The sequence below is a fragment of the Promicromonospora panici genome, assembly GCF_900608595.1.
GTDB lineage: Bacteria > Actinomycetota > Actinomycetes > Actinomycetales > Cellulomonadaceae > Promicromonospora > Promicromonospora panici.
In genome coordinates, this window is the sequence record NZ_UWYY01000003.1 from 311012 (window position 1) to 328203 (window position 17192).

General features: G+C 72.2%; 12 protein-coding genes. 8 read left to right on the top strand and 4 right to left on the bottom strand.

The features are described from left to right. Positions 1-36: 36 nt before the first annotated feature. A complete protein-coding gene (locus tag EW117_RS04870) occupies positions 37-2757 on the bottom strand; it encodes a UvrD-helicase domain-containing protein (RefSeq protein ID WP_129784247.1) in 2721 nt (906 codons plus the stop codon). Positions 2758-2911: 154 nt separating this feature from the next. Here EW117_RS04870 and EW117_RS04875 point away from each other — a divergent pair, with 154 nt between their 5' ends. The 6 genes from EW117_RS04875 (at position 2912) to EW117_RS04900 (ending at position 9125) form a co-directional block, all read left to right on the top strand. Beyond that, on the top strand, positions 2912-3919 hold the full coding sequence (locus EW117_RS04875) for a patatin-like phospholipase family protein (RefSeq protein WP_129784249.1): 1008 nt from the start codon (positions 2912-2914) through the stop codon (positions 3917-3919). Beyond that, a complete protein-coding gene (locus EW117_RS04880; protein WP_129784251.1) occupies positions 3916-5151 on the top strand; it encodes a macrolide family glycosyltransferase in 1236 nt (411 codons plus the stop codon). The genes EW117_RS04875 and EW117_RS04880 overlap by 4 nt, the downstream gene beginning before the upstream one ends. Before the next feature lie 2 nt (positions 5152-5153). After that, entirely contained in the window at positions 5154-5651 is a 498-nt protein-coding gene (locus EW117_RS04885; RefSeq protein WP_129784253.1) for a hypothetical protein, read from the top strand. Continuing rightward, on the top strand, positions 5648-6589 hold the full coding sequence (locus EW117_RS04890; protein ID WP_129784255.1) for a hypothetical protein: 942 nt from the start codon (positions 5648-5650) through the stop codon (positions 6587-6589). Before EW117_RS04885 ends, EW117_RS04890 begins: the two co-directional genes overlap by 4 nt. 131 nt (positions 6590-6720) lie before the next feature. After that, positions 6721-8100 carry an MFS transporter gene (locus EW117_RS04895; RefSeq protein WP_129784257.1) on the top strand — a complete coding sequence of 460 codons (1380 nt, stop codon included), beginning with the start codon at positions 6721-6723 and terminating at the stop codon, positions 8098-8100. Then, positions 8097-9125, top strand: a complete 1029-nt coding sequence (locus tag EW117_RS04900; RefSeq protein ID WP_129784259.1) for a PD40 domain-containing protein — start codon at positions 8097-8099, stop codon at positions 9123-9125. Before EW117_RS04895 ends, EW117_RS04900 begins: the two co-directional genes overlap by 4 nt. Positions 9126-9181: 56 nt before the next feature. On the opposite strand, the gene EW117_RS04905 is transcribed toward EW117_RS04900, so the two are convergent. The 3 genes from EW117_RS04905 to EW117_RS04915 form a co-directional block, all read right to left on the bottom strand. Next, positions 9182-9970 (bottom strand): hypothetical protein, encoded by a 789-nt coding sequence (locus tag EW117_RS04905; RefSeq protein WP_129784261.1) that lies wholly within the window; start codon positions 9968-9970, stop codon positions 9182-9184. A 1-nt stretch (position 9971) separates the two neighbouring features. Then, complete coding sequence (locus tag EW117_RS04910; protein ID WP_207211750.1) at positions 9972-13859, bottom strand: DUF4082 domain-containing protein; 3888 nt, start codon at positions 13857-13859, stop codon at positions 9972-9974. A gap of 200 nt (positions 13860-14059) precedes the next feature. Beyond that, positions 14060-14833 carry a class I SAM-dependent methyltransferase gene (locus tag EW117_RS04915; protein ID WP_129784265.1) on the bottom strand — a complete coding sequence of 258 codons (774 nt, stop codon included), beginning with the start codon at positions 14831-14833 and terminating at the stop codon, positions 14060-14062. Between the two features lie 151 nt (positions 14834-14984). Here EW117_RS04915 and EW117_RS04920 point away from each other — a divergent pair, with 151 nt between their 5' ends. Next, positions 14985-15629 carry a LysE family translocator gene (locus tag EW117_RS04920; protein ID WP_129784267.1) on the top strand — a complete coding sequence of 215 codons (645 nt, stop codon included), beginning with the start codon at positions 14985-14987 and terminating at the stop codon, positions 15627-15629. Positions 15630-15919: 290 nt separating this feature from the next. Further along, the gene (locus EW117_RS04925; RefSeq protein ID WP_129784399.1) at positions 15920-17116 is read left to right on the top strand and encodes a glycosyltransferase family 4 protein; all 1197 of its coding nucleotides are present in this window, start codon (positions 15920-15922) and stop codon (positions 17114-17116) included. The last annotated feature ends 76 nt before the right edge of the window (positions 17117-17192 follow it).

The following is a 17192-nucleotide window of genomic DNA, read 5'->3' on the forward strand; positions in this document are numbered from 1 at the left end:
CCCGGCCGACACCCGGACAACCCAGAATGACTTCGGTCAGAGCTTGGTGACCGCCGTGTACTTCAGCGCAATGCGCTTGGTGCCGTTACTGCCGAAGTCGATCTTGACCACGGCGTTGGCCTCGACGTCCACGACGGTGCCCAGCCCGTAGGAGTCGTGCGTGACGCGGTCGCCGATCTCCAGGCTCGGGATGTCCTTCTGGACGTTGATCCCGCCGAACCCGCTCTTCCCGCCCGCCTTCTTCTCCGGCGCGAACGGCTTGGACTGCCCGTTGCCCGACGACGTCGCCGAGCCCGTGCGCGAGGTCGCCGACCGGCCCGCGGACCATGTCGAGCCCGTACCCGAGCCGCGCCCGCCGGACCCGTACCCACCGGACCCGTAGCCGCCGCTCCAGCCGCCACGGCCGGCGCGGATCGCCGCGGTCGAGGACTCCCGGCGCCGCCAGTCCCACAGCTCCTCGGGGATCTCCTGCAGGAACCGGCTCTCCGGGAACTCGTTGGCCATGCCGAAGGCGGCCCGCACGGAGGACCGCGTGATGTACAGCCGCTCGCGAGCCCGCGTGATGCCCACGTAGGCGAGACGGCGCTCCTCGGCGAGCTCCGAGTCGTCGTGCAGCGAGCGCATGTGCGGGAACGTGCCGTCCTCCATGCCCGTGAGGAAGACGACGGGGAACTCCAGGCCCTTGGCCGTGTGCAGGGTCATCAGCGTGACGACGCCCTGGTCCTTCTTGGGGGCCTCCTCGGCCGCGCCGTCGGCGACGTCCTCGTCGGGGATCTGGTCGCTGTCCGCGACCAGGGAGACCCGCTCCAGGAAGTCCGCGAGAGAGCCCTCGGGGTCGGTCTCGCCGAAGTCGACGGCCACGGCGTGCAGCTCGGCCAGGTTCTCGACACGGCCCTCGTCCTGCGGGTCGTCGCTCGCGCGCAGCTCCGCGAGGTAGCCGGTGCGGTCGAGCACCGCGCCCAGGACCTCGGCGGGCGGGGCGCCCTGGTCGACGAGCGCACGCAGCTCCCGCATCATGTCGCGGAAGGTGAGCAGCGGCTTGAGCGAGCGGTTGGTCATGCCGGGGATCTCGTCGGCGCGCTCCAGGGCAGCGCCGAAGGAGATGCGCTCGCGCTCCGCGAACGACGCCACCAGCGACTCGGCACGGTCGCCGAGCCCGCGCTTGGGCACGTTGAGGATGCGGCGCAGGTTCACGTCGTCGTCCTCGTTCGCCAGCGCGCGCAGGTAGGCGACGGCGTCCTTGACCTCACGGCGCTCGTAGAACCGCGTGCCGCCCACCACCTTGTACGGCAGGCCGACGCGGACCAGCACCTCCTCGAGCGCACGCGACTGCGCGTTGGTGCGGTAGAAGATCGCGACGTCGCCGGGCCGTACGTCGTTCGAGTCGCCCAGCTTGTCGATCTCGTCGGCGACGAACCGCGCCTCCTGGTGCTCGTCGTCCGCGACGTAGCCCACGACTTTGGCCCCGGCACCCGAGTCGGTCCACAGACGCTTGGGCGTGCGGCCGGCGTTCCGGGAGATCACCGCGTTGGCGGCGCTCAGGATGTTCTGCGTGGAGCGGTAGTTCTGCTCCAGCAGGATCGTGGTGGCGTCCGGGTAGTCCTTCTCGAACTCCAGGATGTTGCGGATCGTGGCGCCGCGGAAGGCGTAGATGGACTGGTCCGAGTCGCCCACGACGGTCAGCTCGGCCGGGTCCAGCCCGGAGTCGTCGGTGGTGCCCACCCCCGCCAGCTCGCGCACCAGCGTGTACTGCGCGTGGTTGGTGTCCTGGTACTCGTCGACCATGATGTGCCGGAACCGGCGACGGTAGTGCTCGGCGACGTTCGGGAACGCCTGGAGCAGGTTCACCGTGGTCATGATGATGTCGTCGAAGTCCAGCGCGTTCGCCTGCGCGAGCCGCGCCTGGTAGCGGGTGTAGACGTCGGCCAGGACCTGGTCGAACTTCGGCGACGACGTGTTCCGCTCGTCCGCCGTCTGCCCGCCCCACGGACGCCGGATGGCGCCGGCCTCTGCCGCCGCGGTCGCCGCGAGCGCCTCCTCGGTGGCGTTCGCTCCGGTCTGCCGCGTGTAGGTCTCGGGGTCGATCAGCTCGTTCTTGAGATCGCTGATCTTGTTCGACAGCCCGCGGGCCGGGTACTTCTTGGGGTCGAGGTTGAGCTCACGCGTCACCAGCGTGATGAGGCGCTGGCTGTCGGCGGCGTCGTAGATGCTGAAGCTCGACTTCAGCCCCAGCGTTGTCGCCTCGCGGCGCAGGATCCGCACGCACGCCGAGTGGAACGTAGAGACCCACATGCGGCCGGCTGCCGGGCCGACCAGGCCCTGGACGCGCTCGCGCATCTCGGCCGCGGCCTTGTTGGTGAATGTGATGGCGAGGATCTCACCCGCCCGCGCCCGGCCGGTGGCCAGCAGGTAGGCGATGCGGTGGGTCAGCACGCGCGTCTTGCCCGACCCGGCGCCCGCCACGATGAGCAGCTGCCCGCCCTCGTGCACCACGGCCGCCCGCTGCTGCGGGTTGAGGCCGTCCAGCAGCTCGGCCGGGTCGAGGTGCGCGTAGGGCCCGCGAGCCCGCGGTGCCTCGGACTCGTGCGGCAGGCCGGCCAGCCAGTCCGGCTCCACGGGCAGGGCCGCCTCGCCCGGGTCGCCGGAGCCCGCCGCGTCGTCGTCCCACCGCGGCGCCGTGCTGGGCAGGCGCGACACAGTGCCGGGCGACGCGGGGTCGAGGCCGGGCAGGGAGAGGCTGTCGAAGAGGGAAGTCATCGCCCCTAAGCCTATGCGGGGTGACTGACACTGCCGACGGGCCGCGCGGGTCGCCGGTCCGCGGCTCTGACTGATCCGAGCTGTCACAGATCCGGTGGGTACCCGGTCGGTGGTGGGTAGGGGTCTGTCCGACGGTTCAGAAGGGGTAACCGGCATGTGGTTCGCACGTCGCAGGAGGTCTCGCGCTCCGCACTCCCGGGGCGCGCATCGCGGGTCGTCGGGCCCGCCGACGGGCCTGGCCGGGCTTCCCCGGCCCGTGGCGGCGGTCGTGGGCGGCGGGGGCGTGTACGGGGCCACACAGGTCGGCATCGGCTACGCGCTGGAGCAGCGCGGATTCGTGCCGGACCTCGTCGTCGGCACCTCGGTGGGCGCCTTCAACGGGGCGGTAGCGGCCGCCCATCCGGGCAGCGCCGCGCGGACGCTGGAGCTGACCTGGACCCGGCTGCGGCGTCGCGAGGTCTTCCCCTTCGGCCTCCCGTACTCCCGGGCGGGCCTGTTCGCCGACGCCGGGCTGCGCAAGCTGATCACGGAGTCTGGGCTGCCGTCGCGGATCGAGGACCTGGCCGTCCCGTTCATCGCCGTCGCGACGGACCTGGCCAGCGGCGACGAGGTGCGGCTCGACCGCGGCGACCTCGAGTCCGCGCTGCTGGCCAGCTCCGCCATCCCCGGCGTCCTGCCGCCGGTCGAGCGGGACGGGCGGATTCTTGTCGACGGCGGGGCCGTCGCCCACGTGCCGGTCCTGGCCGCCCGGGCGGCGGGCGCGGCGAGCGTGGTGGTCGTGGCGACCGGCCCGGACAGCTGGCCCCGCACGACGTCCGCCGCGCCGCGCCGCGCGGAGGCGATAGCCGCTCGCGCCGGGCTGCTGATGATCCACCACCAGATACAGCGCGACCTCCGCGAGGTGTCCCAGCAGATCCCGACGGTAGTGCTGCCGACGGGGGTCGTGAGCTGGCCGGCGATGTGGGACTTCAGCCACTCCCGCCAGCTCATCGACGCCGGGTCGCGTGCGGCGGGGCGATTCCTCGACGGGCTGGACATCAGGGGCCCCGGCCTCTACCAGTCCGACGACCCACAGGAACCACCACCCTCTGTCGTGGACGGCGCGGTCGCGGTCGGCTCCGACAACCCGCAGAGGACGACCGCCTCGGAGGGCACCCGATGAGCACCATCGCATTCCTCAACATCGGCATGCACGGCTACATCAACCCGACGCTCCCGGTCGTGGCCGAGCTCGTCCGGCGCGGTCACACGGTGATCTACCACACCTCTCCGGCGTTCGCGGAGCAGATCGAGGCAACCGGGGCGAAGGTCCATCTCTACGCAGGCCAGGACCTGCCCCTGCCGGACCCGCCGATCCCGCTGGCGATGCTGGACGGGCTCGCGCACACCGCCGTCGGCCTGCTCCCGGGCGTGCTCACCGACCTCCGCGCCGCCCGGCCCGACCTGGTGGTCCACGGCGCCGCCTGCCCGTGGGGCGCGGTCGCCGCGCGGGAGCTCGGCGTGCCGGCGGCAGCCACCTACACCACCTTCGCGTTCAACCGCCAGGTGCCGAGCCCGTGCCGCATCTCCCGGGAGCTGCTGGCCGCCGCGGCCGCCCGCCCCCGCATCGCCCGGAGCTACGCGCGGGCGCGCTGGGCCCTGCGCCGCGACTACGACACCAGCGGGCTGCCCCTGACCGACCTGATGAACGCGCACGAGCCGCTGAACCTGGTCTTCACGTCCAGGTCGTTCCAGCCGGGCGCGGACGCCTTCGACTCCTCCTACCAGTTCGTCGGGGCGAGCACCGGCTCCCGCCTGCCCGATCCCGAGTTCGCGGTCGACCACCTGGCGGGTCCTGTGCTGTACGCGTCTCTGGGCACCGTGTTCGACGCCGGTCCAGGGCTGCTGCGGACGTTCGCCACCGCGCTGGCGCCGTTGGCCGGCACGGTGGTCGTCGCGACCGGGGCCACGGATCCGGCCGACCTCGGCGAGCTGCCCGCCAACGTGCTGGCCCGCCGGTCCGTGCCGCAGCTCCAGGTGCTCGGCCAGGCGGCGCTCTTCGTCACCCACGGCGGCATGAACAGCGTCAACGAGGCCATGCAGGCCGGGGTGCCGACGCTCGTCGTCCCGCAGGGCGCTGACCAGCCGCTGGTCGCGCAGCGGGTCGTCGATCTCGGGGCCGGCCTCTCGCTCCGCACGGAGGACGCCACCATCGAGACGGTGCGAACGCTCGCCCGGCGGCTGCTCGACGAGCCGCGCTTCCGCGAGGCCGCAGGCGTCCAGCGCGACGCCCAGCGGGAGGCCGGCGGCTACCTACGGGCTGCCGACGAGCTCGAGCGGTACCTCGAAGACGCCGGCAGCCGTCCCGGACCGACCGGCCCCGCCGAGGCCACCGACCGGGCACGGGAGCGCTGACCATGTCGACGTCCGTCGTGATCCTGCTCGTCCTCGCCGGGCTCTCCGAGAGCGCCGGCCGCGTCCTGCCCCTGGTGGCCCGCCGGCCTCGGCTGTCCCCGCGGCTGGTGGCGGGCCTGATGGTGACCGGCACGGTGGTCGAGGGGACGGTGATCGCCCTGTGGCCGGTGGCCGCGTGGACCATTGCCGACTTCGTGAGCTCCGGTCCGCTGCCCAGTACCTCCGAGCTGGCCTGGACCCCCGCCCTGGTCGCGCCGCTGGTCCTCGCCGCCGTTCTCGCGTTCCCGCTCCTCGGCCCCTTCCTGCACCTGCTGCTCCTCGCCGGCGTCGGGGCGGGGCTGGCCGGCCCGCTGGCCACGGCGACGGGGCTGGGCTGGTGGGCGGCCGCCGGCTGCGTCGCGGCCGCCGGGATCGGGCTCGCCGCCACGGTCGACGTCGTCCGCCGGCTGACCGCGCGGGTCGTCGCGGGCGCGCGCGAGCGGGAGGCGGTGGCCGCATGACCGAGCCCCTGTTCCTCCTCGTCCTCTTCGCGCTCGGGCCGTTCCTGCTCGCCGAGGGCCTGCTCGCCCGCTACGAGCTGATGATCTACGCCGCCGGCTGGCGTGCGCCGTCGCCCCGTCTGCCCGAGGACCAGCCCTACGCCAGGGGCGCCGACCCGGGGCGTCCGCCGGCCGCGTACCTGGTCTACCTGGACGGCATCGGCAAGCGTCGCTTCACCGACACACGCGACGGCGGCCAGCTCGTCAAGGCGATCATCGCGGGGGCGCCCGAGCTGCGCGTGCTGGGCCAGGTGCAGCCGTACTCGCCGCTGGCCGACCCGCTCGTGGGCCGGCCGGTGTGGGACTGGTTGCGGCACCACGTCGGCATCACGCTGTTCCTGCACAACGTCATGCAGACCTTCGTCGCCGCGGACCGCCGGTACCGCCCCCTGTACAACCGCGCGGTGGGTGCCCAGATCGCCGACCAGCTGCGGCTCGCCGGCTACGTGGCGGACGGCGGCATACCGGTGGTACTGCTCTGCTACAGCGGCGGCGCCCAGGTGGCCACCGGTGCGGTCGACCGGCTCTTCGCCGAACTGCGGGCTCCGCTCTACCTGATCACGCTGGGCGGCTTCCACAACGGCGCCAACGACCTCACGGACGCCGTCCACGTACACCGGCTCACCAGCGTGAACGACTGGATCGAGCGGGTCGGTATCCGGTTCTTTCCCGCACGCTGGCGGATCTTCGGCCGCAGCGCCTGGAACCGCGCCATCGACGCCGGGAAGGTCACCGTGTACTCGCTCGACCCCGCAGCCCACATCGGGCCGACGAGCTACATCAGCCCGACGGCGCACCTCGCCGACGGCCGCAGCTACCTCGACCGCACCACCGAGACGGTGATCGAGATCATCCGGCGCGACTGCGAGGCGCACGCAGCCCGGGACACGGCGGCGTGAGGGCCTGACGGCGAGCTCGGCCACCGGGTGAGAAACACAGTTCACCCCTGCAGACCCGTCCTGACCAGCCACGCCGGTCGTAACCTGATCAGGCTTTGTACCATCGCCTGCACCAAGACCGCTGGAGCCCCATGTCTACCCTCGCCCGCGCCACGCAGGGAGAGGCTGGCTCGCAGACCAGTACCTCGTCCCGCGATCCGGCGAGCCGAGGGCGCCGTCGCGCCGGGCGGGTCCCGTCCACCGTCGTGACGCTGGGCGTGGTGAGCTTCCTGACGGACGTCTCCTCCGAAGCCGTCATGGCGGTCCTCCCCCTGTACGTCACCGCGGCGCTCGGCATGTCGGTGGTCGCGTACGGCGTGGTCGACGGGCTCGTCCAGGGCGCGGGTGCCCTGGTCAGGGTGGCGGGTGGCTGGGCCGCCGACCGCACCGACCGGCCCAAGTGGGTTGCAGCGGCGGGCTACGGCCTCTCGGCCCTGACCCGGGTAGGACTCCTGTTCGCAGCGGGCCTCCCGGCGATCGCGAGCCTCGTCGTCGTGGACCGGATCGGCAAGGGCGTCCGCACGGCCCCGCGAGACGCCTTGATCGCCGCTGCGGCGAACCCGCGCAATCTCGGGCGCTCGTTCGGCGTGCACCGGGCACTCGACACGGCGGGCGCCACGCTCGGGCCGCTGCTCGCGTTCGCGGTCCTCTGGGTGATCCCGGACGGCTGGACGACGATCTTCGTCATCTCACTCGGCGCGGCGGTGCTCGGGGTCGGCGCCCTCGTGCTCCTCGTCCCGGACCTGCGGCCGCGCCGGGCGGCGTGGCTCAGGACCCACCGGACTCGCCAGGACCGCGGGCTGCCCAAGTGCAAGGGGTGCACGTGCGACGCACCCGGTGGCCTCGAGCTCGCCGGGCGGCCCTTCTCCTGGAGCTTCCTTCGCGGCGGCGCGACCGTACGGCTGCTGCTCGTCGCGGGGATCCTCGGGCTGCTGACCGTCGGCGACGGATTCGTCTACCTCGCACTGCAGGACCGCGACGGGTTCGCCACGCACTGGTTCCCGCTGCTCTACGTGGGGACGAACGCCACATACATGCTGCTCGCGGCACCGATCGGCCGCCTCGCCGACCGCGTCGGCCGGGCCCGTGTCCTGGTCTGGGGACACGCACTGCTGGCCGGTGCCTACGCCTGCGCGGCCGTCCCGTTCCCGGGGGCCGCCACCACCATCGCGGCCCTGGTGCTGCTCGGCACCTTCTACGCCATGACCGACGGCGTGCTCGCCGCGCTGACCAGCGCCCTGGTGCCCACGGCGGTCCGGGGCACCGCGATCGGCACCGCGCAGACGGTCACCGCGGTCATGCGGATGGTGGCGTCTGCCGGGTTCGGCGTGCTCTGGTTCGCGTTCGGCAGCGTCCACGCACTGTGGATCGCGGCGGCCGCGCTGGTGATCGCCGTCCCGGTGTGTGCGTACCTGGTGCGGGCCGGCCGCCTGGAGCGAGACCCCGACCTGGTCGAGGAGAGCCCGGCATGACCGACAACCCCGCCTTCCGCCGTCGGGGAGCCTTCGCCACGCTGGTCCTCGTGGTGCTGGCGGGCACCACCTGGTACGCCGCCGCTGAGCTCCAGCGCGCGCGGGCGGAGCAGAACGCGCCGACCCGGGTCGAGGTGACCGAGGACGTGCTGGACGGTCCCCACGTCCTGTTCCGCGGTACGGCCCCGGGCGAGCTGTACGGCAGGGTGGCTGCCGTCGCCCTGGACGACCTGTCCGGCCCGCGCGAGGTCACGCCCGTCGTGTGCGACCGGGTGTCCTCGCTGGGCGGGGCGACGGTCTGCCTCCGCACGCGCCGCGGCGTCGTCACGACGTACGAGGCCGAGGTGCTCGATGCCGAGTGGCGGACGACGGCCACGTGGCCGCTGCCCGGCATCCCGAGCAGGACCCGGCTCTCACCGGACGGGCTAGTGGCCACCACCGCGTTCGTGACGGGACATTCCTACTCTCAGGCTGGCTTCTCCACCGAGACGACGGTGCACGACATCGACGGCGCGAAGGTGTCCGGCAACCTCGAAGACTTCACGCTGCTGGCCGACGGCGAGCGCGTGGCCCCGGTCGACCGGAACGTGTGGGGCGTGACCTTCGTGGACGACCGCTACTTCTACGCCACGGTCCGGTCGCAGTCTCTCGGCCACACCTGGCTCGTGCGCGGTGACCTCACCGAACGCACCCTCGTCACCGTGCTCGACGGCGTCGAGTGTCCCTCGCTCTCCCCGGACGGGACTCGCCTTGCCTTCAAGCGCGACGTCGCGGCGGACGGCGCGGCGGCCCCGCACTGGACGCCCGCCGTGCTCGACCTGGACACCCTCAAGGTTTCGGTGCTCGACGCGGAGCGGCGAACCGTGGACGACCAGATCACCTGGCTCGACGACACGACGCTCCTCTATGGGCTGCCCCGCGCCGACGAGCCGGGCACCACCGACGTCTGGTCCCTGCCCGCCGACGGCACCGGCAAGCCTGCACTCGCGATCCCGCAGGCCTGGTCCCCGAGCGTCGTGGGGTGACGAAGCGTCGTGGGCTGACGACACGAGTCGTCGATCCGACGCCGGTCCTGCTCGGCCTACTTGGCGGACAGGGTCGCGAAGACCGTGACGTCGCACCCGGCGTCGGTACGCGAGGCGCCAAGCTGGACCGTGCCGTCGTCGCGGGCGAGATCGACCGTGGTGCGGCCTGGGCGCGCGGTCGTGTCCGTCTCGGTGAAGCCGCCGGTTGTGAACCAGGCCCGGTAGTCGAGCACGGCGGCGCCGCAGGCGCCGTCCACCGTCGCGTCGAGCGTCACCTGGTAGCGGCCGTCCGTCCCGGTCACGGAGCTGGACGCCACCGTAGTGCCCGCGGGCACCAGGACGACGTCGTCGGGGAAGCCCGGCACGAGTCCCGCCGCGGTGCCGGTCCGCTGCTCGCGGGTCAGCCGGCCGGCCGCGGGACCCACCGAGTCGCCCAGCCTGTCGCCGCCCGACCCGTCGGGCGCAGCCGGGGCGACCTCGCTGCCTTCGCCTCCGCTCTGCCCGCCGCTGCGCCCGACCGGCGCCGCTGAGCCGGCGGTCTCCGGATCCGAGTCCGTCTTACCGGCCTCCGGCTTCCCGTCCGAGCCGCCGGTCTCCGGCTTCCCGTCCTTGCCGTCGGTCTCCGGCTTCCCGTCCTTGCCAGAGGCGGAGCCGTCCGCACCATCCGGGGTGGAGCCGGGCGTGCCGCCCGCGGTAGGGGCGGCCGTGCCGGTACCCGGTGCCGAGGTGGGTCCGGCGTCCGGTCCCGGATCCTGCGAAGGAGTGCACGAGGACAGCACCAGGGCGGCGGCCAGCAGGGGCGCGACGAGGCGGACCGGGGCAGCGAGCGCTCTCCTGCGGCTCATGTCACGTGGCCTCGTCGGTGAACACCGGCTCCACCCAGTACCCGGTGCTCTGCCACGAGTACTGCGGGAACCCGCCGCCGTAGACGTAGCGGCCGGCGTCCACCGGTGTCGTCAACGGACCGATGACGCGCTGCTGTGCGAAGTACCCCGCACCGGCCGCGTAGCCGCCCTGCGGCGCGAGGTAGGACACGACATAGGTGGTCCCGGCTGTGATGGCCACCGGATCGGGCAGCGGAACCGTCTGCCAGCCCTCGCCCTCGCCCGCGGGTGCCTCCGCCGTGGCCAGCGGCGCACCGTTGGCCGACCACACCGTCACCGTGTGCGGCCCGGGGTTTGCCGGGCCGCGGTAGAAGCGGACCGCGCCGACGACGCCGTCGCGGGCCGCGGAGAACTGGGTACCGAGCTCGACGGCCGCGCCATCGGCGGCGGATGCCACCGGCGGCACGTCACCGCCGAAGATCAGGCACGGGCACGCGCCGGCCGCCGCCTGCGTGGTGAACGACCACGTGGTGGGCGCGACGGTGCCCCCGTCGGTGGTGGTCCCGGCGAACCGGGCCGTGTACGTGGTGCCGGACTGGAGGTCGACCGCGGGTGTCAGGGTCGCCGTCTCGCCGTCGACGGCGAGGCTGCCCGGCACGTCCTGGCCGCTGGGTCCGGTCAGTGTCAGCGTGGCGCCCGACGCGAGCGGCCGGGACACCGTAGCCGAGACAGTGGTGCTCACCTGCACGTCGAAGGCGCCTGCGGCCGGCGTCCGCGAGACGACGGTGGGTGCGACGGGAGCCGGCGTGAACGCCACATCCACGAGGTAGCTCGAGGAGGTCGCCGTCGTCGGGCGGCCCGAGCCGTAGAGGTACACCCCGGCGTTCTGCGGCGTGCTCAGGTCGCCGACCGTACGGGGGGCGGCGAGTGCGCCGAGCGTCGCCGGATACCTGCCGGACGGCGCGCGGTAGCTCACCGTGTATTCCCGTCCGGCGGCCACCGCGGCGGGGGTGTCGAACTCGACGTCCTGCCAGCCCCGCGCGACCGGATGAGTGACGGTCGTCTGGGCGACGAGCTGCCCGTCGTCGGCCCACAGGGAGGCCACGAACGGGCCCTGGATCTCGGTCGACTTCCAGAACTGCATCCCGGTGACATGGCCTGCCACGCGCGGCGAGAAGCGCATGCCGAGCACGACGGCTTCCGTGTCGGCCGCGGCCGCGATGTCAGGCACCGTCGTCTCGTCGTACACGCCGCACGGGCAGGTCGCCGACGGTGGGCGGAGGGTCCGGAAGCTCCACGTCCCACCGTCGGACAGCTCCGTGCCCTCAGTGGACCGGGCGGTGACCACCGCGGTGTGCTGGGCGAACCCGGCAAACGGTGCGGACGGCGTGAAGGTAGCCGTCCGCGTGGGGGCGTCGTAGGAGACGCTGCCCGCCACGGCGTTGCCCGCCTCGTCGGTCACCGTGAAGCCGATGGTCGCCGCGACCACGTTCTTGGAGAACGTGATGCGCACCGGGGCGTCCAGCGGCACGCTGACCTCACCGGCGACGGGGGCGTGCGCGGTGGCGACCAGCGGGGAGTCGTCGGTGAACGTGAACACGGGGTCCACGTAGTAGGCGGCGTTGTCCCAGGACTGGGTCGGCACGGTGCCGGGTGCGCCGTACAGGCCGGCCGGCGCGGCACCGAACCCACCCTCGACGGTGAGGGGACCGGCGGCGCGACCCTGGGACTGGAACGCCCAGGGTGTGGCGGTGTAGCCGCCGGACGGCGCGGTGTAGGACACCACGTACGCCTGCCCCGCGACGACGGGAACCGGGCGGACGAACGACGCCTTCTGCCACCCGGTCGCCGACTCGCCGGTGAACTCCACGCTGGCCAGCGGCTCGCCGGACGCGCTCCACAGCGTCCCGCGGTGCACGCCCGTGTTCGCCGCGGTCTTGTGGAACCGCACGCCGCTGACGTAACCGTCGGCCGCCGCCACGAACCTCATGCCCAGCTCGACCGCCGACGAGTCGCCGGACGGCGGGCTCGTCGGGGGTGTGTCGCCGAACACCGTGCACGGGCAGGTCACCTGGACGCCCACGGACGCCGCCGTCCCGATGTTCGCGGAGTCGTCGACGGCCCGTGCGCGGATCCCAGCCGCCCCCGAGCCGAAGACCTGCCCGGTGTACCGCCAGCTCGTGCGGCCCTCGGCGGGGTGCCAGGTCTTCCCGTCGTCGAGCGACACCTCCACGGCGGCCACCCGGCCTCCGGCGTCGATGGCCGTTCCGGTGACGGTGACGGTCGACCCGCCGGCGAACGACTGCTGCGCGGCCGGGCTCTGGATGGTGGTGATCGGCCCGATGGCGTCCGTAGTCCGCGTCGCCGGGGTGATGCCGGACGCAAGGGTGTCCGGCTGGATGCCCATGTCCGCGAACAGGTTGACCGTCGCTTGGCGCATCCGTGAGTCCGCGGGGGCACCGTTCCCATCGTGCTGCTGGTCCAGGCCCCACGACCACTGCACCGTGCCGGCGGAGAACACCAGCGCACCGCTCGCGGCGCGGTACATCGTGATGTTGTGCCTCGTGACGCCGGGTGCCACCGTGTTGCCGAAGTCCTGCAGGTACTCGGGCACGTCGCCGACGGTCGTCGACATGCGGATCAGGCCCTGGGGGCGGAAGCCGTTGTCGAGGTCCTCGTTCGACTCGTATCCGACCGTGTGCTGCGCGAGCGCCTGGGACGTCCCGGCGGGAAGAGACGCCAGTGTCGTGCTGCGCCAGATCCGCAGCTTGCCCTCCTCGGCCGAGACCGTGAGCGGCAGGTCCGAGTAGTTGACCATGTACTGCGTGCCGATGAGCTCGCTCTCGGGGCGCCCGGCCCCAGCAGCGGTGCTCGCGTACCGGGGATCACGCCACGTCCCGGTCCACTCGCTGGACGGGTCTATCTTGGCGCGGCTCCAGGTCTCCTTGTACGACACGAGCGTGCGGTGGCTCGTCGACGGGCCGGCCACCGACGGCTCCCAGCGCGTGCGCCAGTACATCTCGTTGCCCGCGAAGAAGGCCAGGTGCACCCCGGCGTCCCGGGCCTGTTCGACGGCGGCCCGCTGCGGGCCCGACCAGTACTCGTCGTGCCCCACCGACAGGAAGACGTCGTGGTTCAGCAGGCGGGCTCCGTCGCGGTGGGTGTCGGCGCCCGCGATGTAGGTGACGTCGTAGCCGTTCTGCTCCAGGAACCGCACCATCGCGTACTCGGCGCTGAAGTAGAAGTCACGGCCGCTCGCCAGCCCGCGAGTATTGAAGGGGCGGTTGTAGCTCAGCTTGTAGGCGCGCTGGTTGGCACCCCCGGAGTAGAAGCTGGAGCCGCCGTACGTGTTGTAGGCCTGCCAGGTCGTGTCCGCGGTCTGGAAGACCATGTCCGAGGTGGAGCCGTCGTCGCGCACGACGAACGTGATGTGGCTCTGACCGCCGGTGTCCTGCCTGGTCAGGTGCGCCACGTACACGCCGGACACCGCGGTGGCCGGGACGTCCCATGCCGCCGACACCGCCCAGCTCCCGCAGTCGACCAGCTCGACGGGCTCCGACCACGCGCATTCGGGCTGCCTCTGCGGCAGCGTGGCACTCGGTGCGACCTGGGCGACCTTGCGCGCCCCGAGCCCCTGGTACCAGCCCGTGCGGTAGATGTCGATCGTGTACGCCCGCGCGTCGGTGTCGATCTTGAACGCGACCCGGCTCCCCGCGTCGACGCTCATCTCGGTGGCAAACCCCTGGATGCTGGGGTCACCCGCACCCTCGATGTCCCAGACCTGCGGGGACGTGCCCGGCTTCGAGTTCTCGCACACGACCGGATTGCCCCCGGGGTCGCACGGGGCAGCCTCCGCGGTGGTCGCAGGGACCACAGCCAGCAGACTCGACGACAGAGCGAGCACGGCCACGGCGAAGACCGCCGGTAGGCGGAGTACGCGGCGGGACCGGAATGACGGAACTGCGAAGGGGCTGCCCACATCGCCACTCTAGAAGCGTTGATACCGGTCGAGCAGTGTGGGCAGCGATGATCACCCTCGGTTCACCCGCCTGCATGAGCCGCTCGCTCGTCGACCTGCACGGGGTCGCCAGCCGGCCGAGACCTCTGGCTTCAGGCCTTCTCCCAGACCGACACCTGCTTGGTGCTCTCGTGCTCGAACCGCGACCGGTCCCAGTCGGCCCAGCGGTGCTTGAGCCGCATCCCGGCGATGCGCGCCATGAGGTCCATCTCGGCGGGCCACGCATACCGGAACGGGACCACGCGGAACTCCCCGCCACCGGGTGTCACCGTCACGTGGTTGGACGTGAAGAGCTGCGTCGCGACGTCGTACCGGTCGAAGCCGAGGTAGCCGCCGCCCTCGTCGGGCGCCACGGTGACCGGGACGGTGTCCTGGCCGGGCGGCATCCGCCGTAGGTCGGGGATGCCGACCTCGACGAGGAACAGGCCGCCGGGCCGCAGGTGTGCCGCCGCGTTGCGGAAGACGTCGACCTGCCCGCCCTGGGTGGTGACGTTGGAGATCGTGTTGAACACCAGGTAGACCAGAGAGAACTCGCCCGGCACCCGGGTCGAGGTCATGTCGCCGATGGTGACGTCGATGCGCTCGCCGCCCGGCTTGCGGTCGATCCGGGCGGCCATCGCCTTGCTCAGCTCGATGCCGCTCACGGGCACGCCGCGCGCGGCCAGCGGTACGGCGATCCGGCCGGTCCCGATCGCGAGCTCCAGCACCCGGCCGCCGTCGGCCAGGTCGGCCAGCAGATCGACGGCGGGGTTCACCACCTCGGCGGCGTTCGCGCCGCCTTCGCCGTCGTAGCCGGCGGCCACGCTCTCGGGGAACAGGCCGTCGCTCGGGTCATCGATGGTCGTGTTGCTTGCGTCGTCGCTCACGGCCTCGACGTTATGCCCGACGGCGGTGTCGGCTCACGCTTTTTTGGTGCCGCGCGAGACGTTGGCACGAGCCATGCCGGGCCGGCCCAGGTCACGCCGAGTTCTCCTGTATTCCGGTGACCGCCGATGAGCCCGTCGCTACGCTGAGCCCATGCCCACCACCGCCCAGCTCCTCGCCTTTTTCGCGGCCTCAATCGTCTTCATCGCGCTGCCCGGACCGAGCGTCCTGTTCGCGATCGGCCGTGCCCTGACAGTCGGACGCCGGGACGCGCTCCTGTCGGTGACCGGCAACGCGCTGGGCCTGCTTGTCCAGGTGGCGTTCGTAGCCATCGGACTGGGCGCGCTGGTTGAGGCGTCCGCCACCGCCTACACCGTGCTCAAGCTCGTGGGCGCCGCGTACGTGATCTACCTCGGGATCCAGGCGATCCGCCATCGCGCCGACGCCCGCCTCGCCCTGACCGCGCCCGACAAGGTGCGTCCGGCAGGCCCGTGGCGCGCGGTCACAGCCGGGTTCGTCGTGGGCGCGACCAACCCGAAGACCATCGTGTTCTTCGCGGCATTCCTCCCGCAGTTCATGAACGACGCCGCTCCCGCGACGCCGCAGCTCCTCTTCCTCGGTCTGCTGTTCAGCATGCTGGCCCTCTGCCAGGACTCGATCCTGGCGCTGCTCGCGGGTCAAGCGCGCACGTGGTTCGCACGGAGCCCGAAGCGACTCGACCACCTGAGCGTCGCCGGTGGGGTCACGATGGTCGGCCTGGGCACGAGCCTGGCACTCCAGGGCGGGTCCAAGGCCTAGGAACAGAACCCGGAGCAGGCGGCGGCACGTCAACAGACGCTCGAGGCGCGCCTGGCAGAGCCGCACGCCGGATGAAATAGCCAGAGAATTCATCCGGCGGCATCTTGCAGGCGTCCGCAGGGTGCAGTGAAATACCACTCGGTAAACGGGTGATATTCGAGTGCTCCTCCGGTCCGCGACCTCCGAAATGACGAGAGGGTGAAACCCCGTGTTCACCCGCTCCACGGCTTTCGGCCACGCGGCGGGAAGGCAACACTTCCCTCATGCATTCCGCCGCTCCACACGTTCTGGTGATCATCCAGAACCTGCCGCTCCGGCTCGACCGCAGGGTGCGATCCGAGTGTCGCGCCCTGACGGACGCCGGTTACCGCGTGAGCGTCATCTGCCCGCAGGAGAACCCGGACGAGCCGGCCCGGTTCCAGATCGACGAGACCGCCGTCCACTCCTACGCGCCCCCGCCCGAGTCACGAGGGCTCGCGGGCTATGTGCGCGAGTTCGTCGTCTGCTGGTGGCGCACCGCGCGCGCCTCAGGACGCGTGCACCGGGACGCCCCGTTCCAGGTGATCCAGGCGTGCAACCCGCCGGACACCTACTGGCTGCTGGCCCTGCTGTGGCGGCTGCGACGCGGGGTGCGGTTCGTCTACGACCAGCACGACCTGTGCCCGGAGGTGTACGTCGCGAAGTTCGGCCGGCAGGGCCTGCTGTATCGGGGCCTGCTGCTGCTGGAGCGGGCGACGTACCGCAGCGCGGATCACGTGATCTCCACCAACGGCTCCTACCAGGAGATCGCGCAGGGCCGCGGCCGTGTCGAACCGCGACGCAGCTCCGTCGTGATGAGCACGCCCGACGCCGACCTCATGCGGCGCGGCGACGAGGAACCCGGCGCCCGTGACCAGGCAAAGCACCTCGTGGCCTACGTCGGGATCATGGGAACACAGGACGGCGTCGACCGGCTGCTGGCTGCCGTCGACCACGTGGTGCACCAGCGCGAGCGCACCGACGTGCGGTTCGCCCTGCTCGGGTTCGGGGACGCCATGGAAGACCTCCGCGCGGACTGCACCCGCCGCGGCCTGGACCCCTGGGTGCACTTCACCGGCAGGGTGGACCATGCGGCGATCGGCCGCTGGCTGTCCAGCGCCGACCTAGGGGTCACGCCCGACCCGCCCAGCGAGTTCAACGACCGCTCCACCATGAACAAGACCCTCGAGTACATGGCGCACGAGCTGCCGGTCGTCGCGTCCGACCTGACCGAGACCCGCCGCAGCGCGGGTGAGGCGGCGCGGTACGTCGCCGGCACCGACCCCGCGGATCTGGGCGACGCGATCCTCGAGATCCTGGACGACCCAGAGCGCGCCCGCGTGATGGGCGCGGAGGGCCGTGCCCGGATCGAGGGCGAGCTGTCCTGGCGCCGGCAGGCCGACACCTACGTGGGAGTGTTCGACGGCCTGACCGGCCGCACGGGAACGGCTGCCGAGCGACACACGTAAAACCCGGCCCCACGCATTTCTTTGCGCAATGACAATTCACCCCGGGTGAAAGACGCGCGCGGGTGAACAAAGAGCG